Source organism: Loigolactobacillus bifermentans DSM 20003, from assembly GCF_001434575.1.
Classification (GTDB): domain Bacteria; phylum Bacillota; class Bacilli; order Lactobacillales; family Lactobacillaceae; genus Loigolactobacillus; species Loigolactobacillus bifermentans.
This window is the reverse complement of sequence record NZ_AZDA01000138.1, coordinates 1-21,795: the sequence shown is the minus strand read 5'-3', so window position 1 is coordinate 21,795 and position 21,795 is coordinate 1. Positions and strand designations below refer to the sequence as shown.

Annotated in this window: 21 protein-coding genes; 4 read left to right on the top strand and 17 right to left on the bottom strand. The window is 43.8% G+C overall.

Annotated elements, in window-relative coordinates; translation table 11 throughout:
• The 5 genes from nifJ to FC07_RS14290 form a co-directional block, all read right to left on the bottom strand.
• Positions 1-2,388 (bottom strand): pyruvate:ferredoxin (flavodoxin) oxidoreductase (gene nifJ / locus FC07_RS14310; protein ID WP_057905759.1); only part of this gene is annotated, 2,388 nt, incomplete at its 3' end.
• Between the two features lie 71 nt (positions 2,389-2,459).
• Complete coding sequence (locus FC07_RS14305; protein ID WP_057905758.1) at positions 2,460-2,903, bottom strand: flavodoxin; 444 nt, start codon at positions 2,901-2,903, stop codon at positions 2,460-2,462.
• A 166-nt stretch (positions 2,904-3,069) separates the two neighbouring features.
• Complete coding sequence (locus tag FC07_RS14300) at positions 3,070-3,513, bottom strand: flavodoxin (protein ID WP_057905757.1); 444 nt, start codon at positions 3,511-3,513, stop codon at positions 3,070-3,072.
• Positions 3,514-4,032: 519 nt separating this feature from the next.
• Positions 4,033-5,049: an alcohol dehydrogenase AdhP gene (adhP, locus tag FC07_RS14295; protein ID WP_057905756.1), complete on the bottom strand. Its 1,017-nt coding sequence runs from the start codon at positions 5,047-5,049 to the stop codon at positions 4,033-4,035.
• Positions 5,050-5,430: 381 nt separating this feature from the next.
• Positions 5,431-6,264, bottom strand: a complete 834-nt coding sequence (locus tag FC07_RS14290; RefSeq protein WP_057905755.1) for an alpha/beta hydrolase — start codon at positions 6,262-6,264, stop codon at positions 5,431-5,433.
• A 174-nt stretch (positions 6,265-6,438) separates the two neighbouring features.
• Here FC07_RS14290 and FC07_RS14285 point away from each other — a divergent pair, with 174 nt between their 5' ends.
• Both FC07_RS14285 and msrB read left to right on the top strand, forming a co-directional pair.
• Positions 6,439-6,933, top strand: a complete 495-nt coding sequence (locus tag FC07_RS14285) for a GNAT family N-acetyltransferase (protein ID WP_057905754.1) — start codon at positions 6,439-6,441, stop codon at positions 6,931-6,933.
• A gap of 407 nt (positions 6,934-7,340) precedes the next feature.
• A complete protein-coding gene (gene msrB / locus FC07_RS14280; RefSeq protein WP_057905753.1) occupies positions 7,341-7,766 on the top strand; it encodes a peptide-methionine (R)-S-oxide reductase MsrB in 426 nt (141 codons plus the stop codon).
• Positions 7,767-7,814: 48 nt separating this feature from the next.
• Here the strand turns inward: msrB and ade are convergent, their stop codons facing one another.
• The 9 genes from ade to FC07_RS14235 all read right to left on the bottom strand — a co-directional run bounded on the left by ade (position 7,815) and on the right by FC07_RS14235 (position 17,387).
• The gene (ade, locus tag FC07_RS14275) at positions 7,815-9,500 is read right to left on the bottom strand and encodes an adenine deaminase (RefSeq protein ID WP_235807527.1); all 1,686 of its coding nucleotides are present in this window, start codon (positions 9,498-9,500) and stop codon (positions 7,815-7,817) included.
• A 145-nt stretch (positions 9,501-9,645) separates the two neighbouring features.
• Complete coding sequence (locus FC07_RS14270) at positions 9,646-11,394, bottom strand: 1-deoxy-D-xylulose-5-phosphate synthase (protein ID WP_057905752.1); 1,749 nt, start codon at positions 11,392-11,394, stop codon at positions 9,646-9,648.
• Between the two features lie 122 nt (positions 11,395-11,516).
• The gene (locus tag FC07_RS14265) at positions 11,517-12,140 is read right to left on the bottom strand and encodes an isochorismatase family protein (protein WP_057905751.1); all 624 of its coding nucleotides are present in this window, start codon (positions 12,138-12,140) and stop codon (positions 11,517-11,519) included.
• 232 nt (positions 12,141-12,372) lie between these two features.
• Positions 12,373-13,026 carry a phosphate signaling complex protein PhoU gene (gene phoU / locus FC07_RS14260; protein ID WP_057905750.1) on the bottom strand — a complete coding sequence of 218 codons (654 nt, stop codon included), beginning with the start codon at positions 13,024-13,026 and terminating at the stop codon, positions 12,373-12,375.
• 16 nt (positions 13,027-13,042) lie between these two features.
• Positions 13,043-13,798, bottom strand: a complete 756-nt coding sequence (gene pstB / locus FC07_RS14255; RefSeq protein WP_057905749.1) for a phosphate ABC transporter ATP-binding protein PstB — start codon at positions 13,796-13,798, stop codon at positions 13,043-13,045.
• A gap of 15 nt (positions 13,799-13,813) precedes the next feature.
• Positions 13,814-14,608, bottom strand: a complete 795-nt coding sequence (pstB, locus tag FC07_RS14250; RefSeq protein WP_057905748.1) for a phosphate ABC transporter ATP-binding protein PstB — start codon at positions 14,606-14,608, stop codon at positions 13,814-13,816.
• Positions 14,609-14,623: 15 nt separating this feature from the next.
• Positions 14,624-15,517: a phosphate ABC transporter permease PstA gene (gene pstA / locus FC07_RS14245; protein ID WP_057905747.1), complete on the bottom strand. Its 894-nt coding sequence runs from the start codon at positions 15,515-15,517 to the stop codon at positions 14,624-14,626.
• On the bottom strand, positions 15,514-16,437 hold the full coding sequence (gene pstC, locus FC07_RS14240; protein WP_057905746.1) for a phosphate ABC transporter permease subunit PstC: 924 nt from the start codon (positions 16,435-16,437) through the stop codon (positions 15,514-15,516). Before pstC ends, pstA begins: the two co-directional genes overlap by 4 nt.
• Before the next feature lie 59 nt (positions 16,438-16,496).
• A complete protein-coding gene (locus tag FC07_RS14235) occupies positions 16,497-17,387 on the bottom strand; it encodes a phosphate ABC transporter substrate-binding protein PstS family protein (RefSeq protein ID WP_057905745.1) in 891 nt (296 codons plus the stop codon).
• 195 nt (positions 17,388-17,582) lie between these two features.
• On the opposite strand from FC07_RS14235, the gene FC07_RS14230 reads away from it, so the two are divergent.
• Entirely contained in the window at positions 17,583-18,278 is a 696-nt protein-coding gene (locus FC07_RS14230) for a response regulator transcription factor (protein ID WP_057905744.1), read from the top strand.
• Between the two features lie 458 nt (positions 18,279-18,736).
• Here the strand turns inward: FC07_RS14230 and FC07_RS14225 are convergent, their stop codons facing one another.
• Genes FC07_RS14225 through FC07_RS14215 form a run of 3 tightly spaced genes read right to left on the bottom strand, consistent with a single transcriptional unit; the run spans position 18,737 to position 20,893 of the window.
• On the bottom strand, positions 18,737-18,961 hold the full coding sequence (locus FC07_RS14225) for a zinc-binding dehydrogenase (protein WP_162255889.1): 225 nt from the start codon (positions 18,959-18,961) through the stop codon (positions 18,737-18,739).
• 13 nt (positions 18,962-18,974) lie between these two features.
• Positions 18,975-19,712 (bottom strand): NAD(P)-dependent alcohol dehydrogenase, encoded by a 738-nt coding sequence (locus tag FC07_RS14220; protein ID WP_057905742.1) that lies wholly within the window; start codon positions 19,710-19,712, stop codon positions 18,975-18,977.
• A gap of 29 nt (positions 19,713-19,741) precedes the next feature.
• Complete coding sequence (locus FC07_RS14215; protein WP_057905741.1) at positions 19,742-20,893, bottom strand: lipocalin-like domain-containing protein; 1,152 nt, start codon at positions 20,891-20,893, stop codon at positions 19,742-19,744.
• Between the two features lie 281 nt (positions 20,894-21,174).
• Here FC07_RS14215 and FC07_RS14210 point away from each other — a divergent pair.
• Positions 21,175-21,795 (top strand): RNA-guided endonuclease InsQ/TnpB family protein (locus FC07_RS14210; protein WP_157050173.1); only part of this gene is annotated, 621 nt, incomplete at its 3' end.

Here is a 21,795-nt window from a genome sequence, read left to right as displayed (position 1 = left end):
TAACTTCTTCATTGGGTTCGTCTTTTGACGTAACGTCATTGCGAAAGCCCAGTTCAAGTTTTGTTCTTTTTGGCTAGCGTAGTCAACCATCTTCAAAGCTTTTGTTGGTGCTGGGCAGGCTTCGTAGCATAAGCCACAACCAGTACAATCTTCAACAGAAACTTGGATCCGATACTTCAAGCCATCGGCACCCTTCATATCACGGACAATATAGCCTTCTGGTGCTTCTGCCATTTCGTCTTCATCAGCTAAGAATGGACGGATTGCAGCATGTGGGCAGACGTAAGCACATTCGTTACATTCTGTACAGTTTTCAGGGATCCATTGTGGTACTTCAAGGGCAATCCCACGTTTTTCATAAGCAGCTGTCCCTGAAGGCATTTGACCAGCTAACATACCGTTATCGATCAAATCACCAACAGATAACTTGTCACCTTCTTGGCGTGTGATTGGTTCCAAGATGTTCTTGATGTAGCCAGGTTGGTCCTTAGGAGCTGGTTCGTCAGCAGCGACTTCAATGGTTGCCCAGTCAGCTGGTACGTCAACTTCTTTGATACCTTCGAAGGTTTCATCAATAGCAGCCCAGTTCTTATCAACGATTGAACGTGACTTCTTACCGTAAGTCATGTCAACTTCTTCTTTCAATAATGGTACGAAGTCTTTACGATCCATAATATCCGTCACTTCGAAGAAGGCAGTGGACATAACGGTATTGATCCGACGGCCTAAACCATTACGCTGTGAAATTGCTAAGGCATCAATGATGTAGAACTTGATGTTATGTTCGCCAATGTAACGTTTCAAGTTTGAAGGTAATAATTGCTTGGTCTTTTCAACATCCCAATAAGTGTTCAGTAAGAAAGTCCCACCATCACGTAAACCATCAATTAAGTTATAACGATGGATATAAGCTGGGTTGTGGCAACCAACGAAGTTTGGACGTTCAACGAAGTAAGTTGATTCAATTGGTTGGTGACCGAAACGTAAATGAGAAACAGTCAGGCCACTAGACTTCTTAGAATCATAAGCGAAGTATGCTTGTGCATATTGACCAGTATGATCACCAATGATCTTGATTGCTTGCTTGTTGGCACCAACAGTACCATCTGAACCGAAGCCCCAGAACTTAGCTTGGAAGATGTCACTAGGTGTTAAATCAAGCATTTCATGTTTTGGTAAGGATAAGTGTGTGACATCATCCACGATACCAACAGTGAAGCGTTGCTTCATATCAGCAGCTGGTTTGTCTAACTCATCAAATACTGAAACGATTTGATCAGGTGTGACGTTCTTAGAACCAATCCCGTAACGACCGCCAATCACAACTGGACGATTTTCATGGCGATAAAGCACACTTTGAACATCCATTAATAATGGTTCGCCATCTGCGCCTGGTTCCTTAGTCCGATCAAGCACAGCAACGTTTTTAACGGTCTTAGGCAACTTAGCCAATAAGTCTTCAGCTGGGAATGGACGATACAAATGAATTGTAATGAAACCAGTCTTACGACCTTGTGCATTCAAGTAATCAACAGCTTGACGTGCAGTTGGTGCAACAGAACCCATTGCAATCACAACATCTGTTGCTTCTGGATCACCATAGTAGTTAGTCAAGTCGTAGTCTGTCCCACGTAATTCGTTGATCTTACCCATATACTTTTTAACAATGGCAGGCATTGCATCGTAGTATGCGTTAACTGTTTCACGTGATTGGAAGTAAATATCTGGGTTTTGAGCAGAACCAGATACGTATGGGTGATTAGGGTTCATGGCACGATCACGGAATTTTTGTAATGCTTCCTGATTGATCATACCCTTTAAATCATCATAATCAATGACTTCAACACGTTGCAATTCATGACTTGTCCGGAAACCATCAAAGAAGTTTACAAATGGTAAGCTCCCTTCGATACTGGCTAAATGCGCAACACCAGAAAGATCCATGACTTCTTGGACTGTACTTTCGCCTAACATACAGAAACCAGTTGAACGTGTTGTCATGATATCACTGTGATCACCAAAGATACTCAAGGCGTTTGTTGCAACGGCACGTGCAGCAACGTGGAATACTGTTGGTAATAATTCACCAGCAATCTTGAACATGTTTGGAACCATCAATAATAGACCTTGTGATGCAGTGTACGTTGAAGTTAATGCACCGGTTTTCAATGAGCCATGGACAGTACCTGAAGCCCCGGCTTCTGACTGCATTTCGATGACCTTAACAGGTTCACCCCAAATGTTCTTCTTGCCAGCATCAGCCCAAGCATCGACAACTTCGGCCATCGTTGAACTTGGTGTGATCGGGTAGATGGCAGCGACATCAGTAAACGCATAGGAGATATAAGCTGCGGCTGTGTTACCATCCATTGTTTTTGTTTTACTCATTTTTTCTTACACATCCTTATATTTATATAAAATAAAATCGTGTATCCCTAATTAATCAATCCGCAAAACAATTAAGCCTTGACAACTTCGTCAACAAACTTTTGTAGGTTCTCAACATCTTCATCTTCGGCATCGTTATTGATTTTAACAGTTGCGCTGCCTTTTTTAGCACCAGTGGCTTCAAATGCTTCTTCAAACAGATCAGCTGCCTTACAGAAAGCATCTGGGTACATTTCTTCATCGCCACTGCCAACAACACCGTAAATCTTGCCAGCAAGGTCTTCATCTGATAGATCATCATGAAAATCTTCAAGTTCATCGGGCACTTCACCATCGCCATAAGTGTAAGTGGCTACGATTGCAATGTCAGCATCTGCAAAAACATCGCTTTCCGCATCATCGGCTTCGATGCGCTCAACATCTAAGCCAGCAGCTTTCAGCTTTTCTTCAAGAATTTCAGAGATGCCTTCAGTGTTACCTGTCATACTTGCATAAACAATTTTGGCTAACGTCATTTAAATCATCCTTACCTTTCCGACTATGTATCTGAATAGTCTTAAAAAGTTCACAATGCAATGAATAAAAGTAATTGATTTATAATACAACATAATTATAGCGCTTTCATTAAAAAGTTCTATAATGGTTTTGCCCTATTTTTGGAATCCTAATGCTGTTTAATGATTAAGCTTTTGCGATTTCGTCAACAAACTTTTGTAGGTTCTCGACATCTTCATCTTCGGCATCATTATTGATTTTTACGGTTGCGCTGCCTTTTTTAGCACCAGTAGCTTCAAATGCTTCTTCAAACAGATCAGCTGCTTTACAGAAAGCGTCTGGATACATTTCTTCATCGCCACTGCCAACAACCCCATAAATCTTGCCAGCAAGGTCTTCATCTGATAAATCGTCATGGAAATCTTCGAGTTCATCAGGTACTTCACCATCACCGTAAGTATAAGTTGCTACAATTGCAATATCAGCGTCTTCAAAAACATCGCTGTCTGCGTCGTCCGCTTCGATCCGTTCAACGTCTAAGCCAGCAGCTTTCAATTTTTCTTCAAGAATTTCAGAGATACCTTCTGTGTTACCCGTCATACTTGCATAAACAATTTTGGCTAATGTCATTTGAATCACCTTTCTCACTATCGATTACTGACTATTCATCCTATTGAAACATGATAAACAACAGTAATTATTTTATAACGCAAGTTCATTATAGCGCTTTCGCAAATAATTTGTATAGTCATTTTTTGGTTATTTTGTAATTTATTTCTCAAAAGCTAGTTTGATCGTGTTTCCAGATATGATTAGCGACATTTAAAATACGTCATGTTGCTTTATAACAGCATTAAATATAAATTTAAAGTAAAAAAACAATTGATAACGCTTATCAATTGCAGAGAAACGAGTTACGATTGTTCTCATTAAAATCATATATTATTGAAAGTGACGCCCTTTATCAAACAATTTGGCATGACCTAAAAGATATTAATGTACAGCAAAAATGAACTTTTAACAAAAAAATCACATGTCTAATTGGCCTGATTTAGGGTGCAAGTTCACAATTGATCAAAGTACAACCTAAAAAGAAGTCCAAAAGTAGTGGTTACTCCTTTTGGACTTCTTTCACAAAATTCTGTTTTTCTAAAGCGACATGTCGACCACTTCACGGCCAACAATTTTGCCGGCCTTCATTTCATTAATAATATCATTAACTTCACTTAGTTTACGGGTATGAACAATTGGATGGACTTTACCTTCTGCCCCAAACTGAAAGGCCTCTGTCAAATCTTGCCGCGTGCCAACTAACGAGCCTGCTACCTGAATCCCTTCGAGTACCGTTTTACCAATATTAAGTGACATATCACCGACAGGTAAGGCAACTGCGACGAGCGTGCCCCCTGGACGCAATGAATTAACAGCCTGATTAAAGGCATCTGTACTCACTGATGTGACTTGGGCATTGTGGACCCCACCAACAATTTCCTGGATTTGTTCAGCGACGTGCCCTTTATGCCGGTTGATCAGCACATCGGCTCCCATCGCTTTAGCAGCAGCTAGCTTATCTTCATTCCCATCTACAACGACAACATGCGCACCAAAAACGTTTTTGGCATATTGAATGGCAATATTTCCTAGGCCGCCTGCGCCAACAATTGACACCCATTGACCAGGCTTCGTATGGCCCGTGATCAACGCTTTATACATCGTTACGCCTGCACAGGTTAACGATGTCGCTTGAACAGGATCCAAGCCATCCGGTACTTTAACGGCATAATTCGCATCAACGATCACTTGTTGGGCCATTGCACCATCCACAGTGAAACCAGAATTACGGACGTTCCGGCAAAGCGTTTCACGTCCTGTCAAACAATACTCGCAGTGACCGCATCCACCATAAAACCACGCAATTGAAACGCGATCTCCGACTTTTAATGCTGTCACACCTGGGCCAAGTTTGCTAACGATTCCGACCCCTTCATGACCGATGATACGGCCTGGAAATTTCCCATAATCGCCGCCAGTCACGTGTAGATCAGTATGGCACAATCCACAATACTCAACATCAACTAATGCTTCACCAAATTCAAGTGAACGAAGTGTCTTGTCAACGATATCAACATAGCCATCTACGGCATCCCTTACCACTGCAGCTTTCATATCAAAAGACCTCTTTCAGTTTTTATGTTAGCGTTTTACGGTTTCAATATAATTGCTTTTCACAAATAATTCAAGTCAGAACGATTGCATGCGTTGTATGTTAGCATATCACTGTCGTGTCAGCATTAAAAACGTTTTCAATAATTCAACATCATAACATCGTAATTTGAGTTATCTACGATAATTTGTTCAATATACGCTTCTTTGTGAAATTCAGCATCAGGAATCAGCTTTAATATCGGACTTATTGATTTAAAAATAAAAGCTATTTTAAGGTCTATTCTGTTATTTCGCTTAAAATTAAAGCCCATCATAGTAATTTATAAAAAATATTGAGCTTGTCTTTGCATTTTTTGATTTAGCAATTGCTTGTGATGCAATTTACGAATGGGTTGGCCATAAAAACTGATCAACTGCCATGGCAACCCGCGGATTCAATCGTAACTGTGAATGCTGTGTTTGCCAACCGACAAACCGCATTGCCCGATAAGAATGCACTTTATTGCCTAACACTTGTTTCAACGCGCGTGAACTGGCGTTTAAAATTTTACCATCTGAATGTTGCTGACGATCCCAATCACCGTAAATATTCAGCACATCTGTATGTGCCAAAGAAAGACGATGCCGCAGTGCCAAAGCCTGCCGATAAGGCGGCGCTTGCCACGCTGGTTTACCATTTGGTTGTGTGTGGTTCGGGTGTTGATCGCGATGCTGACCAGGAATGCCATCGAAATTTCCTGCAATGGCCACATATTTATCAAGCCGCGGTAAATGAGGGTCCGCACTATGGTGGAGTTCATAAAATAACACAGCCGCGTTGCCTAAAGAATGGGCAACAATATTAAATTGATGAACCTGATATTTCTGCTGCAGTGCCACCAACACATTGCGCAGCCAAGAACTGATCAAGTCATAATTCAAGGTTTGATTATTTTCAAAAACAACCTTCACTAAAGGTCGCCGTGTATTTACTGGCCAATCCCCCGTTAACCTAACGGCACCATTTGGCGCAACCGTTGCAGTGACTACCGTATGCGCATGCTCAGCGGCTTCAGCGCTGGCCATTAAAGCCATCATTGAATTTGGACCACCATGATGACCATGTAAATATAGGGTCACTGGCGTATTCACCGTCGCTGCATGAACGGGCCGGGCGACAATCGTTCCGACTAAAATACCAGTCAAGAGCATTATCAAATAGACAATTTTTTTCACGATCACACCCCGTTTATCTTTTGTGTCATGCTTTTTATTGTAGCGTAATAGCTTGTATTGAGAGGATAAGTTTTCCCTAAAAATCGGTCCAAACTCACATCCCAATGGCACATAGTTTTTTTTAACAATTGGGTGTATGATAAATAAAACGATTTGAAAGTGAGATTTTCTAACATGAGCATTCACTATGATGACGCCACACAATCTGACCTCCCCGCAATTGTCGCTATTTATAACCAAATCATTCCCAGTCGCCTGGCAACCGCGGATCTAGAACCAGTATCTGTTGCTTCACGGCAAGCCTGGTTTGAACAGTTTGATCCTAAAACACGTCCGATTTGGCTGATGAAAGACCATGATAAAATTGCAGGCTGGGTCAGTTTAGAATCTTTTTACGGGCGTCCAGCCTACTACAAAACAACTGAGATCAGCATTTATATTGATGAACACTATCGGCATCAAGGGCTTGGTCAACACGCATTGGACTTTGTTTTTAGCCAGCTTAAAGCATTGGACATCGACACTTTAGTCGCCTTTGTCTTTCATCACAATACGCCTAGTCAGGGCTTGTTCAAGAAAAACGGCTTTGAAACTTGGGGACATTTACCAGATGTAGCGTTAATGGACGGTCAACGGCGTAGTCTTGATATTCTGGGACGACACTTTTAATGACGTCAACAACAGCGCCAATTAGCAGCTGTGCAAAATAAAACTGATTTTCCAAAGCTAAAATAGCGATCAAGCGGACCTTTCCCACTTGATTGCTATTTTAGTATCCTTTACTGCACTTGCTTTGCCAGGTCACGCCGCTCTTATTCTGTCACCAAAATATAATCTGATTGAAGCTGTTGTTCTAAAAGCATAGATTTTTGCTAAGCGGCCTTTCAATTTTGCGTATCCAATTTATGGTCAAGCGACAAAATAAACGCCAGGCCCTTAAAACATGATATTATCAGGCATTATTCAATATTACACGACTCTTTTTATGATTTTTGAGACGCTTTAAGCCGTTTTGATGCAAGCAATTCAATTGTGTCAAATATAAATTCGTGTTATGCTCCAGTCGAGGTGATTTGATGCAATCCTTTAAAGCAGAGAAGAAACGTTTAACACCACTGCAATACAACGTGACCCAACACGCTGCCACTGAGCATCCGTTTAGTGGTACGTACGATCAATTTGATCAGCCTGGGCTTTATGTGGATGTCGTCAGTGGTGAGCCCCTTTTTTCATCCCTGGATAAATACGATGCTGGTTGTGGTTGGCCTTCTTTTACCAGGCCCATCACCAAACTAGCTGAATATCAAGACCATCAACTGCGCTTACCACGGACAGAGGTTCGCAGTCCCAAAGCTCAATCCCACTTGGGCCACGTTTTCCCCGATGGCCCAACTGACCAAGGTGGTTTACGCTATTGTATTAATTCTGCAGCGTTACGCTTTGTGCCAGTCGCTGAGCTGGAAACAGCCGGTTATGGCGCTTATCGCCACTTATTTCAATAACCCCACCAAAAAAACGGCTCACAGCTTAAAAAACTGTGAACCGCTTTTTTAGTGTACCACTACTGAAATAAAGCGATTTTGTTCAAAATCATAAAGTCCTTGATCCGTTATTTTAATGGTGGGAATCACCGGTAATGTCAGAAATGACAATGTAATGAACGGGTTAAAGGTCACTTGTTGGCCCCCACAAATAGTCTGATAAGCCTGTGCAATGTCATCCAACGCTTGGGCTACCTGTTGATAAGGTGCTAACGACATTAACCCTGCTACTGGTAATGGCAATTCACTTAGCACATGGTCAGCTTGTGCTACCGCAATCCCACCACCACAAGCCGTAACATGATTAATGGCTGTATTGATCGCAATATCGTCAGTTCCAACTGCAACTAAATTATGATCATCATGCGCAATCGTTGTTGCAACGGCACCATTTTTAATGTTAAAACCGTGCACTAGGCCGAGCCCGTAGCACCCTAAGCCACGATGGCGTTCAATCACGACGATTTTTAAAATATCTTGTGTCGTATCAGCTGTAAAGGCCCCTGCCACCACAGGTACTTTGCGGATTAAATGTGCTGTTTCAATATGATTCGGTTTGATCCCGATCACATGGCAGATTGAACTGGCCAGTGGCAATTTTAAATCAGCTAATTGAAAATGCTGATGCACTGTATTTTCAGTAAAGGCGACTGGGTGCGTTGTTGCCGGTTTAAGCCAACGGCCGGCTTTTAAGACGGCCTGAACCTGAACTTGAGCTAAATCAGAGATCACCACAAGATCTGCTTGAAACCCAGCCGCAATCGCACCTAACTGATCAAGATGATGGGCCTGTGCGGCGTTATAACTGGCCATGGTGTACGCCGTACCGGGATTCAAGCCGGCTTTAATGGCCAACCGAACACAATGGTCGATCGAGCCTTCACGCATAACGTCATTGATTAATTTATCATCGGTACAAAATGCAAAGCGTGCGGCATTTGCTTCCGTCACCACACCAATGGTATTTTCTAAATCACGTTCAACAGAACCTTCACGTAAAAAAACAAACATCCCGGCATTGATTCGATCAAGCGTTTCCGCCGGTGTGGTACATTCATGGTCCGTGGTAATGCCAGCTCGCCGATAGACTTCTAGTTGCTCAGCGGTTAAGCCCGCCCCGTGGCCGTCCGCATGCCCGCCTGGTTGTTGCAAGACATCCTGTAATTTTTGCATCATATCAGGTGACTGTTGCGCAACAGCAGGATAATCCATCACTTCTGACAACCCGATCACCTGCTTATGTTGATACAACGGCTTAAGATCTGCTGCCGTTAACGTTGCACCATTATGCGACATCGGCGTACAAGGAACGGTCGACGGGGCCATATAATAAATGCCTAATTGTGCCTGAGCAGCATCAGCCAACATATAGGTCATGCCTTGCAAACCTGTCACATTGGCGATTTCATGAGGATCCGCTACAATTGATGTCACACCATCTAGCAACAACGCTTTGCTTAATTCACTAGGTGTAACCATGGCACTTTCAATATGGACATGGGCATCGATCAGACCAGGTACCAAATACTGACCAGTTAAATCACGATAAGTTTGTGCTTGGATCATGTCTGACGTCACCGTGATAATTTGACCACCTGAGATACCAACATTTTTCCGTTCAAATTGCCGTGTGAAAACATTTAAAACTTGGGCATGGGTTAAACATAATTCAACAGCTTGCATGATCTGCTCCATTTCCATCCGTCATTAGGATATAAGGTTAGTTCGTTAAACTGGTGATTTAGCGAACATTTTTGAGTTTAATATCTGTTATAGTACGGAATGAAATGAAAATCAATGCTTTTTTAAGCTGAAATCGTTTTAATTTTAGATAAACCGATTACAGTGCTGCTAAAATGTGCTGAACAATATTCGGAACCGTTAGCCCTTGTGCCGCCAACAATTGCTCGGCATCAAACCGATCTGGGAACGTTTTTGCCAAACCATAATTTTGGACCTTGATGGGCACATTCCCTAAATAACTGGCAACCATTTGCCCATAGCCGCCGGACAAAATACCGTCTTCCAAAGTCACCACTAACTGATGCTGTGCTGGTAACTGAGAGAGTATGGTGGCATCCACATCTGAGATCAATTTAGGATTGATCACCGTCGGCCGAATGCCGGCTTGATCAAACAATGCTTGTGCAACAGCAACTGCAAGCTGGTAAAAATTACCAACCCCGAACAGGGCCACTTGTGTGCCTTGCTGGGTGATCTGATTTTTCAGACCAGCCTGATAGTCGGTTTCATCTATGGGTCCAGCAATTACCGGACCAACTGGCACACGAATGGCAACTGGATGCCCAGTTTGATCAATGGCCCAATCCAACATCGCCAAATACTCATGTTGCGTGGTCGGGGCTAAATAAATCAGATTCGGAATATGGCTTAAAAAAGGAATATCAAAAATACCTAAGTGACTTTGTTCATTTTTACCATGAACCGATGCCCCGTAAACCAAAATCGTACCAGGTAAGTCATTCAGTGCCAGATCATGAGAAATTTGATCAAAACTGCGTTGCATAAAAGAAGACAGCACTGCCCAAACGGGCTTGGCTCCATTTCGTGCTAGCCCAGTGGTCATCGTTGCTGCCTGCTGTTCTGCAATCCCAACATCGACAAATTGTGCGCCTGCCTGACGCCGTTGCGCTGGGGTAAATAACAGCATCGGTGCCCCTGCATTTAAAGCAACGACCTTAGGATCTTGCGCCATTTTTTGCAACATAAAATCAGCGGTTAAACTGCTATAGGTTAGCGCTGGTTTAGGCGCTAAGGCAGCCCCAGTTGCCAAATCAAAAGGTCCACCATGATGAAATTTTTCGGGTTGCTGCTCTGCAAGGGCATAACCTTTCCCCTTTTGGGTATGCACATGTAACAACACCGGCCGCGGTGTATCTTTGATTTGTTGCAAAGCAGGTATCAACGCTGCCAAGTCGTTACCAGCTTCCAAATAATGGTAGTCGAACCCCAGTGCCTTAAAAAAGTTATTTGGTGCTTGCCCCTGAGTCACACGCAATGCCTGCAAATTACCATACAAACCGCCGTGGTTTTCAGCAATAGAACGCTCATTATCATTCACGATCACAATGGTATTGGTGCCCTGCGCCACAATATTATTTAACCCTTCATAGGCCAACCCACCAGACAAGGCACCATCACCGATCACCGCGACCACATTATAATGTTCGGCTTGCAGATCACGTGCTTTGGCCACACCACTTGCTAGGGCTAGCGACGTTGAAGTATGACCAACTGCAAATAGATCATAGAGACTTTCCTGCGGATCTGTAAAGCCAGAAACATCCGCATAATGTGCCGGATCGATAAATGCTTGCGCCCGGCCTGTTAACATTTTATGAACATAAGCTTGATGTGACACATCAAAAATCAACTGGTCTATTGGCGTCTCAAAAACCGTATGGAGCGCAATCGTTAATTCCACCACACCTAAATTAGGCCCTGTATGACCACCTGTGATGCTTAATTTTTGCAACAAAACCGTGCGAATTTCTTGTGCTAACTGCGTTAGCGCAGTTAACGACAATTTTCTTAATGCAGCTGGCCCTTGAATCGTCTCCAATAACATGGCGATGCCTCCCTCAATAATCATCACCTTAAATATACCGCTTTATTGAATTCGCTTACAACTCCATTCTCTAAAAAAACGTTTTGACAAGCGCCGAACTTGTCAAAACGTTTTACTATCATTTAACCATGAAAATCAACAAAAATACGGGCTTCACGCATGACTCTAACAAAATCACGGGCTGTTGCGTGTCGGTTCCAATCACGTTGTAACTCGCAACCTAGCTGGGCCAAAGTTGTTAGTTGTGCCCCCGCTTGTTCCACCCGTCGTAACGCTGTTTCATGTGCCAACGTGGAAGTGCCACCAATCGCATCAACCACAGGGAAAACGTCAAACCCTGCTGCCAGTGCATCTAACGTTGGAAAAGCCATACAAGCCTCCGTCCACAACGCACCAATCACAATCTTGCGTCTGCCAGTGGCTTTCACAGCCTGTTGGTAAGCCACATCTTCCCAAGCATTAATTGAAGTGCGATCATAACTTGGTATATCCGGCAATAGGCGTTTAAGTGCCGGAATCGTATCCTCATTTTGGCTAGTCGCCACATTCACCGTAGATAAAATAATGGGGACTTTAAAGGCCTGCATTAAATTGATCAAAGCCTGCGTATTTTTAATCAATGTCGCATGGGCAATCGAATTAATGGCATTGATCTGCATCGGTTGATAATCGATAAGGGTCAAAACAGCATTCTCTGGTGTTAATAATTCATCCTGTAATGGATCTCGTCTGACGTCACTGGTCATCAAAAGCCGCCTCGCTTTCTGATTGCAATTCATAACGGTCAACTGTATCTTTCATTTAATCAGAATATCAGGCAGTTTACAATAAGCGCTTTCAACTCCCTGATAGGACACAATCACTTAAACCATCATTATTTTTTCAAAATCAAGGGTGAACTTGGTTTGACGTCACGATCACATCATCAATCCCCTTTTTATTGACACGTTATCGGCCTTAGGCACTGCTTCAATTACGTTACGTCAAATCAACAATTTCACCGCTAACACTGTAAACGATCCATTCTGCTAAATTGACAACGTGATCCCCGATCCGTTCCAGTAACCGAATCACCAGCAAATAACTGGTACTGGCCAAGCTCGCTGCGGGTGTGGCTTGATTGGCCAATACAATTTCTTGACGAATGGCTTGATAAAGCTGATCAATCAACCGATCTTGTTGCGCACAGTTACGCGCTGCAGTGGCATCTAAGCTCAGATCTGCTTTTAACATTTGGATCAACATGGTGCGTACTTTGCCAGCCATCACCGCAATTTTAGCTTCAACCTCCGGCAAGCGTGTATTCCCTTTAACGTTAATCGTTTCCCGCGCAATGTTGACAGCATGATCACCAATGCGCTCTAAATCTGAGCTGGCCTTTAAAATACTAATAATCGTCCGAAAGTCATTGGCCACTGGCTGTTGTAACACGATCAATTCTAAGGCCTGCTGTTCCAAATTCACTTCTGCTGTGTTGGTTGCTTGATCGGCATCAATCAGCAACTGGGCAGCTGCTTTATCATGATCAATAAAGGCTTGTGTCGCCGCTTGGATCTGTTGATTAACCGCTAATCCCATGGCTTCAAAAGACTGTCGCAATTGATTTAATTTGCGATCGAATACTGCTCTCATTTTAAGCGCTTCTTTCCTAACCAAATTTACCATTTAAGTAATCACTGGTTGTTTTTTGTTGTGGCTTAATAAAAATTTGTTGTGTCGGCGTATTTTCGACAAGCTGACCGTTTAAGAAAAAAGCCGTTTGATCTGAAATGCGCGCGGCCTGCTGCAAATTATGGGTCACAATAATAATCGAATAGTTAGCCTTTAGTGTCAGTAAAGTTTGCTCAATTTTGGCGCTTGAAATTGGATCCAAGGCACTGGTTGGTTCATCTAGCAAGATCACCTCTGGTTGGGCAGCCAATACACGTGCTAAACAGATCCGCTGCTGTTGGCCACCGGAAAAGGTGCGGGCATTTTCAGTGAGATGATCTTTGACCTCATCCCAAACAGCAGCCTGTTTTAAACTGGTTTCCACTCGTTGATCGAGGTCAGCTTTAGCGTAATGCCCCACAACATTCAAACCAAATGCCACATTTTCATAAACACTAAATGGAAATGGGTTTGGCTGCTGAAAAACCATCCCCACTCGTTGGCGTAAGGTCACCACATCTACTTTGGCGGCATAAATATCTTGGGCCCCAAGTTTAAACGTGCCAGTGATCGTCACATCCGGTAACAGATCATTCATCCGATTTAAGCAACGTAAATAAGTTGATTTGCCGCAACCAGATGGCCCAATTAAGGCTGAGATCTCATGCTGTTTAAAGCTAAGGTCAAACCCATGCAACGCCTCCTTCGCACCATAAGCCAGATGAACGTCAGTGCTGGTCATAATTGCTGTCATAGGATGCTTCCTTTCTTATCCAAAATTGCCAGAAATATAATCCTCAGTCACCTTAATTTGCGGCCGTGTGAATAAAGCTTCCGTTTCAGAATATTCCAAAATATGCCCTAAATGGAAAAAAGCAGTGTAATCTGCGATGCGTGACGCTTGTTGCATATTATGGGTCACAATAATAATGGTATAGTCGTGGCGCAACGCTGCTAAAGTGGCTTCAATTTTAGCAGTGGAAATCGGATCCAAGGCACTGGCAGGTTCATCAAGTAATAAAATATCAGGTGCTAATGCCAAGCACCGGGCAATACACAAACGCTGCTGTTGCCCACCAGATAAGGCCAGTGCACTTTGATCCAATTCATCTTTCACTTCGTCCCATAAAGCAGCGGCCTTTAAACTGGTTTCCACCCGCGCTGCCAATTGGGCCCGATCGTGCAGTCCCTGTTGTTTTAATGCAAACGCGATATTTTCTCGAATTGATTTTGCAAACGGATTCGGCCGTTGAAAAACCATGCTGATCTGACGCCGGACCTGATAAACATTGATCTGACGCTGATTAATATCCGTATCATGGTAGAGAATACGTCCCTTGACGGTTGCTACCCGATCGTTCATCCGATTTAAACAGCGTAAAAAGGTCGACTTACCCGAACCAGAAGCACCGATCAGCGCTGTAATCCGGTGCTTTGGAAACTGCAAACTGCCTTTAAAAAGCGCCTGTTTGTCACCATAAAACACTTCTAATTCACGGGTGGCTAACGCAGGCGCTAACGTTGGCTGACAAATATTGGTTTGATCATATTGATAAGTTTGCATCCAACCTAACCTTTCTTATTTAGATTTGCTGGCTGTTAAATGCTGATACAAGCGCTGACCTAAAAAGCGCGCACCAACATTAAAGATTAAAATAATCACGATTAATACAGCCGATGCACCCGCAGAAATGGCCACGGCATCAGGTGTGATGCCTTCTGTATTCACTTTCCAAATATGCACCGCCAAGGTTTCAGCTGGTCGCATCGGGTTCAAGAAACTATCGGCACTTAAAAAATTCCAATTGCCATAATCTACAGTTGGCGCACTTTGTCCTGACGTATAGATCAAGGCAGCAGCTTCACCAAAAACCCGCCCTGCACTGATAATAATGCCCGTAAGGATCCCGGGCAATGCAATCGGGAGTACAATTTTAGTAATGGTCCGCCAATTAGAAAGGCCTAATGAAACACCTGCTTCACGTTGTAAATTAGGCACATCCTGCAATGCTTCTTCAATACTACGGGTTAAAATTGGTAGGTTAAAAAAGGTCAGTGCCAGTGCCCCCGCTAAAATTGAAAAACCTAAATTAAAGCGAATGACGAAAATTAAATACCCAAATAAACCAACCACCACCGACGGTAACGAGCTAAGGACTTCAATTGCCATTCTAAGCAAACCAGTTACCCAATTTTGTGGCGCATATTCCGATAAATAAATCCCACAGCCTAAAGCAAATGGAAACGAGATCACCAACGTGAGCAATAACAAATAAAGCGAGTTGAATAATTGATCCCGAATACCGCCGCCAGCTGTAAACGCAGTCGCCGCTGAGGTTAAAAAATGCCAAGAAATATCAGGAATGCCTGTGATCAAAATATAACCGATCAAGCCACATAAAATGGCAACCACCACGCCGACAAATGCATAAATTGTCCCCGTTGCCAACCGATCCGTTGTTTTGCGACTCATTTTTGCATTCGCCCCCGTCTCCCAATGAAACGCACTAAGCTATTAAAAAACAATGACATGACCAGTAAGATCAACGCCAATGACCACAACACATTGTTCGGCAACGTGCCCAATGTTGTATTGCCAATACCGGTGGTGAGCTGACTGGTCAACGTCGATGTTGGTGTTAACCACCCCTTCGGCATTAAAACCGCATTCCCAATCACCATTTGGACCGCTAATGCTTCACCGAAAGCACGGGCCATCCCAAAAATGACGGCTGTTAAAATACCAGGTAAGGCTGCGCGTAAAACCACTTTATACAGCATTTGCCAGCGTGTTGCGCCTAGCGCTAACGCTGCTGAATGATAGTCTAACGGCACGGCCCGCAAACTATCACTGGCAAGTGACGTAATGGTGGGCAAGACCATGACGAATAAAACCAGCGTCCCCGTTAAAATTCCAAAGCCTGTACCGCCAAATAAATGGCGCATCAGTGGGACCAATGCCGAAAGACCAATGAACCCATAAACGACAGATGGGATGCCCACTAATAATTCAATCATCGGCTGTAGTAATTGCCCACCACGCCGCGGCGCAATTTCAGTCACAAATAATGCAACGCCGACTGCAAAAGGCGTCGCCAATAACGCCGCCAATAATGTCACGGCTAACGAGGTGACGATCATGGGTAATGCGCCGACTTCGGGTTGACCATTTGCACCAATTTGAGTGGGATTCCAAGTTTGCCCGAGTAGAAATGATCGCAACGAAATATGATTTTGCGTAAATGTTGCTAGCCCACGTGTCATCACAAAGTACAAAATTGCAACGACCAGCATTCCAACCAAACTGGCGCAAAATAAGCTGATTGATTTGCCAAAATAATCTTGATAAGACGCTTTAGACGCCTGATGTAAGTTTTGCTTCATGCGATCCATAACGTTGATCCTTTCCCAAAGCGTTAAACAGGCCGCGCTCTGCGGCCTGTTCCAGCGTTTTACTGCTGCTTAACGGTTCCAGCGGCGTTTTTAGTCACTTGCATATCATGTACGCTAATATAACCTAATTTTTGAACCAACCCGTTTTGAACCTGCTTTGAATCAATATAGTTTAAAAATTTCTGTGTTGCCGCATTCGGTTGGCCTTTGGTATACATATGCTCGTAAGACCAAATTTGCCATTTATTCGTCGTCACATTGGTTGCCGTCGGTTTAACGTTATCAATACTTAAGGCCTTAATGTTTTTGTTCACATAAGAAAAGGCTAAGTAGCTAATGGTTCCCGGCGTACTGCTGACAATTTTTTGAACCGTCCCATTCGAATCTTGCTCTTGTGCTTTCAACGCTTTAGCACCTTTTAAAACAGCTGCCTCAAACGTTGCCCGCGTGCCACTCCCTTGCGCCCGATTGACAACATTGATTTTTTCATCTTTACCACCAACTTGCTTCCAATTCGTGACTTTCCCTGTAAAAATCGCCTTTAACTGTGCCATCGTTAAATTTTTAACGGTCACATCACGATTGACAACCGGGGTCATCCCAACCACCGCAACGCGATGATCCACTAACTTACTGGCTGTGATCCCAGTTTGTTGCGCCGCAAAAATATCAGAATTACCAATAGTGACGGCACCACTTTGAATTTGGCTAAGCCCCGTCCCCGAGCCCCCACCTTGTACGTTGATCGTCACATTGCTGTGCTTATTTTGATAATCTTTGGCTGCCTGTTCAACCAACGGCTGAAGCGCAGTTGAACCAACAGCCGTGATTTTGGTAGGACTGGCCTTTGCTGATGACGCATTTTTGGCATTGCTCGACCCGCAGCTTGCTAATAACCCACCTGTTATCGTAACCGCGATTAAAGCTGAAAAGATTTTGCCTTTTTTCATCATATTTCCTCCTCGGATAACTGTGTGCATGATTTGCTTTTATTTTTGGTACACCTTTAAGATAAACGTTCGGTGTAAAGAACTTGTTTTGCTTATGTAAAAATCACGTAAACTTTATGCCAAGCAACATTTTTTATGAGATAACATCAATAAAGGCTGATGCAACCCTTGCACACACTTAAAGGAAGTGCTCGAATGACTGTTAATATTTTATTGATCACTGAACATGAACAACTGAGTCACCAGCTGCTGCGCCTGATGGCACCTCAAACCTATCACCTCTATACTGCCCAAACATTACCGATTTATTTGTTACCGCAAGTTTCAGGTGTGATCTGGGATCTAACCGTCACCCCTTTAAATCCCACAACTGCCCATTTACTTCGCAGTCAAGTCATGGGACCAATTATTTTGATCAACCGTCGCCCTCAAGCTGCCGCAACGATCAACCGCTATTTTTCAGTTAACCACTTTGATGATTATTTAGTTCACCCTGACGCACTGAGTATCTTGGCCCGTTTAGACCAACGGATTTGGTGTTATCAGCAGTTACAACTGCCGTGCTTGCAATCTCAAACACCTGACTTACTCACCGTTGCCACCCTCACCTTAAATCTCAATACCTGCCAAGTGACTCACCATCATGAAACGCATCATTTAAGTGCCACGCATCTGCACCTACTACTGTTCTTTATGACGCATCCCAATCGGTTGATTTCTCGTGTCCAACTGGCAGCCGCAGTTTGGGGCACAACCGAACCGACCACATTACGGATCATCGATACCCAAATCAGTAAATTACGACATGCGATCGAGCAAAATCCAAAACAACCGCAATTATTGACCACCGTGCGTCGTTTGGGCTATCTTTTTAAGGTGCCCGCGCCCTGAAGTGTGGTTTTAGGTCACTTTGTCATACTTAACAATTACAAAATAATTCGCACCAATCCTGGCCTTGCACCATTGAAATTTATATTCTTACCACTGTCTTCTTTATTAACGAAGCTACTTTCTAGGCCAGGTAGACCGCCTCATAAATTTATGAATGATTTGATGCCATTTGATGAGTGGGTTAAAAATAAGAAACGCGAATGGATCAGGTTTTACAGAACAAAATAGGCAACCTAAAAAGTCGGCTATCTTAATCATTAGATCAGATTAGCTGGCTTTTTATCGTCTATCCCGCTATACACTAAAAAGAATCAAAGCGCTCATTTGTGTTATTAAAATTACCATTGGTAGCAGTGAGACCAAACCGCCAAGTAATATAATTTATTTTTCACAAAACAAAAATACCAGCAACCTTACACAAGAGATACTGGTATTTTTTTAGGTGCATATCGTTTAAGTTAAAAATCTGTCTTAATCACCAATTTGCCTTGAGGATGAGCCTCAATTGCATATGCGATTGCCTTCGCCGTATCCTGGACGGAGAAAATGTCATCGATGTGCGGTATCAACTTCCCTGCTTCGGCCAGCCTCTTGCCGACTTTCAGGTAGTCCTTCTGCGGCATGGCCGGGCCAATGAAAAACGTGAATTGCTTGGTGGTCAAACTAGCCAGCATCGCTTTCATGCCTTGCTTCGTGTCACCCACCCCCCACGAAGATTCCATGGGGCTTCAACAAGGGCTTGTATTTCCGCATCGGATTGTACCCGTTAATACCAAGAATCGCATCAAACCTAGTGAGACACTTCGTGAAATCTTGCGTTTTGTAGTCGATGACCTGCGCACATCCAGACGCCTTTGCTAGTGCCAAGTTGCGTGTGCTGCACACGCCGATGACTGTGGCACCAGCCGCATTAGCCAATTGCACCACATATAAACCCACGCCGCCAGACGCACCGTAAACCATCACGGTTTGGCCCGACTTGACGCTGGCCTTGCGGACTGCACCCAGCGCCGTTTCAAACGAAATCGAGATGCAACTAGCCTCTTCAAAAGTCAGGTTGGTAGGCTTTTGATAAACCTCGCCTTGATTCAAAATCGCATATTCGGCCAAGCCGCCAGTCGGCGCTGTGCCCGCCGTTTTGCCGAATACCGCCACGCCTACCTTGAATTGCGTAACAGCCGCACCGACTGCAGTCACCACCCCAGCTACTTCCGCGCCTAATGGCTTACCGACATAACCCATAAGTTTGTTGGTGACTTTCGTGGCAAGTGGAATCCGGTTGTTCTTCATGATGAATCGCTGGTAGTCACCAATGTTGAGTGCACACGCGCGCACGGCAATCTGTACCTGATTTTTCTTAGGCTGCGGTGTAGCCACGGTCTGCACTTTCAAGGCTTCAAGCGTTCCTGTCTGTGTATCAATCAATGCTTGCATTTTTGCATCCCCAATACGTATAAGGCAAACTAGCGGTGCACCATCTTTTCCTTAACGGTCAAACCCATGTAGACAAACTCGTAAATCATATCTCCGGTGCGCGTTACTTGCGTTGTGCCGTCTTCATAGGTCATCGTGCCAGTTGCGAAGTTCCGAGTAGTCGACGGCCGTAAACCCTTGAGCTTCATAGCTGAAACAATCAGTTTAGGCAATCCGGATGCCGCATCACGGGATTCCAACTCGTATTGCTGCGCAATGTTGTAACTAACAGACTTGTCGCCTTGGGTAAACTGGTACTGGATCGTCTTTGGGTACATCTTACCAGACAACTTTTCTTGATATTCTTCAACAAACTTGCACTTCGGATCATTCAGATCTTCTATCAACAGATTGCCCTCGTTGTCTTGCAGGAACATCATCGGCAGACGCTTGTAGCCAAACTTTTTCTGTGTGCCAATGTCGAAAACCAACATTGTGTAGTCGCCGAAGTCTTGGCGGCCCCACAGCCAGTGATCCCAAGTGGTATTGTGTGCCATATTGCCCCACTGATGATCATGGTAGCCTGCACCAGTCACAGCGTGTTCTTCGCCTTTATAAAACAGCGTTCCATTGACCTTCCCGCGAGGTACGGCACACAGCCAAGTGAAGTAGCCGGCCTCATCTTCACCGAACGTAAAGCCACCAGCCCCTGGACGCCAAGGTTTTGAAGTGTTTGTTAGCGTCAAGTTAGCCCCGACGTTAGATGCCTCGCCAGTGCCGCCTGCACCATCAGTGCCGTTGACACCGCCTGTTTGCGCTACGTGAATCTGGTATTCTTTCAAATCGCCGTGAACGCTATGCGGCCCGAACTCAACGTCACAACCATCTTTACCAAACTTGGCAGCGGACTTGTCCAAGACCACGTTATCCTTATATTCAGTGCCATCAGGCGCTGTGATTTTGAGTACAACCGACGGAATCGTTCCATCCTTACCGATTGTTTTATTATCTTTGGTGTTGAAGTGAACAACAGCCTTAGAGCCGTCATCCAAGATCATATCGAAATACCACCATTCGTAAACACCGGCGCGATCGTCGTCACGCTTACCGTCTTCCCAAGCTTCAATCACACCTTGTTTAGTCCCCATCCGGAGATAATCTTGCGGTTGATCCATTACACGAACTGGCATGTTTTTTGCCATGTGAATCGCTCCATTCATATTTTGATATGCCTATTGTATTCAACCAATCTTGGTGACACAATATGTTTTACTAGAACAAAAACGGCCAAACCGTTTCACTAGGATATGATAGCTGTTAACGAAAACATAGCATAACATCGAATTAAGCCGAAATATGTCCTTCATAGAGATCAGTTTAAAAATGTAGATATGAATGACACTCAAAAAATAAAATAGCAGAACAGTAGACCTTTTCATTAAAACCCTGTATGGTGAAGCTAATCACAAGAGGGGGGATTCATATGATTCGAACAGTAAAAGTTAAATTATATCCGAATGCCACCATGCGCCGTGTTTTAGCGCAACTCTGTGATTATCGCCGTTATTGCTGGAACCAAGGTCTAGCCACTTGGAATGCAATGTACGATAGTTCGCAAATCATGGCTGATAAGAAATTGTGCCCAACTGCGCGTAAAGTGCGTGACGAGTTAGTCGCAAATAAGCAAGACTGGCAATATCAGTTGTCAGCGCGCTGTTTACAGTTAGCTATCACTGACTTAGGCAAGGCTTGGCAAAACTTTTTTGATCAGTCCCTGCCAGACTGGGGGAAACCACATTTCAAATCCAAAAAAGCACCGCGTCAGGGTTTTAAAACGGATCGTGCCAAAATTGTTAATGGTCGCTTGCGTTTAGATAAGCCACAAGGTACAAAAATCTGGCATGATATTCCGTTTCGTGGTATTCGCCATTTGATTGGTACTTTAAAAGTAGTCTCCATTTATCGTGAGAATGGTACCTATTGGGCAAGCTTACCGTTTGAAGTTGCTGAAATTGCGTCCAAGCCTAAAACAGGACAGGTAACTGGTGTGGATATAAACGTGGGCCATCTGAACTACAGCGACGGTATTTTTAACGTTTGTCCT

Bases quoted from the DNA above. Each gene is read 5' to 3' on its own strand.
- FC07_RS14305 (WP_057905758.1), bottom strand. From the start codon at position 2,903: ATGACGTTAGCCAAAATTGTTTATGCAAGTATGACAGGTAACACTGAA.
- FC07_RS14300 (WP_057905757.1), bottom strand. From the start codon at position 3,513: ATGACATTAGCCAAAATTGTTTATGCAAGTATGACGGGTAACACAGAA.
- adhP (WP_057905756.1), bottom strand. From the start codon at position 5,049: ATGAAAGCTGCAGTGGTAAGGGATGCCGTAGATGGCTATGTTGATATC.
- FC07_RS14285 (WP_057905754.1), top strand. From the start codon at position 6,439: ATGAGCATTCACTATGATGACGCCACACAATCTGACCTCCCCGCAATT.
- msrB (WP_057905753.1), top strand. From the start codon at position 7,341: ATGCAATCCTTTAAAGCAGAGAAGAAACGTTTAACACCACTGCAATAC.
- ade (WP_235807527.1), bottom strand. From the start codon at position 9,500: ATGGAGCAGATCATGCAAGCTGTTGAATTATGTTTAACCCATGCCCAA.
- FC07_RS14270 (WP_057905752.1), bottom strand. From the start codon at position 11,394: ATGTTATTGGAGACGATTCAAGGGCCAGCTGCATTAAGAAAATTGTCG.
- FC07_RS14265 (WP_057905751.1), bottom strand. From the start codon at position 12,140: ATGACCAGTGACGTCAGACGAGATCCATTACAGGATGAATTATTAACA.
- phoU (WP_057905750.1), bottom strand. From the start codon at position 13,026: ATGAGAGCAGTATTCGATCGCAAATTAAATCAATTGCGACAGTCTTTT.
- pstB (WP_057905749.1), bottom strand. From the start codon at position 13,798: ATGACAGCAATTATGACCAGCACTGACGTTCATCTGGCTTATGGTGCG.
- pstB (WP_057905748.1), bottom strand. From the start codon at position 14,608: ATGCAAACTTATCAATATGATCAAACCAATATTTGTCAGCCAACGTTA.
- pstA (WP_057905747.1), bottom strand. From the start codon at position 15,517: ATGAGTCGCAAAACAACGGATCGGTTGGCAACGGGGACAATTTATGCA.
- pstC (WP_057905746.1), bottom strand. From the start codon at position 16,437: ATGGATCGCATGAAGCAAAACTTACATCAGGCGTCTAAAGCGTCTTAT.
- FC07_RS14235 (WP_057905745.1), bottom strand. From the start codon at position 17,387: ATGAAAAAAGGCAAAATCTTTTCAGCTTTAATCGCGGTTACGATAACA.
- FC07_RS14230 (WP_057905744.1), top strand. From the start codon at position 17,583: ATGACTGTTAATATTTTATTGATCACTGAACATGAACAACTGAGTCAC.
- FC07_RS14225 (WP_162255889.1), bottom strand. From the start codon at position 18,961: ATGAAAGCGATGCTGGCTAGTTTGACCACCAAGCAATTCACGTTTTTC.
- FC07_RS14220 (WP_057905742.1), bottom strand. From the start codon at position 19,712: ATGCAAGCATTGATTGATACACAGACAGGAACGCTTGAAGCCTTGAAA.
- FC07_RS14215 (WP_057905741.1), bottom strand. From the start codon at position 20,893: ATGGCAAAAAACATGCCAGTTCGTGTAATGGATCAACCGCAAGATTAT.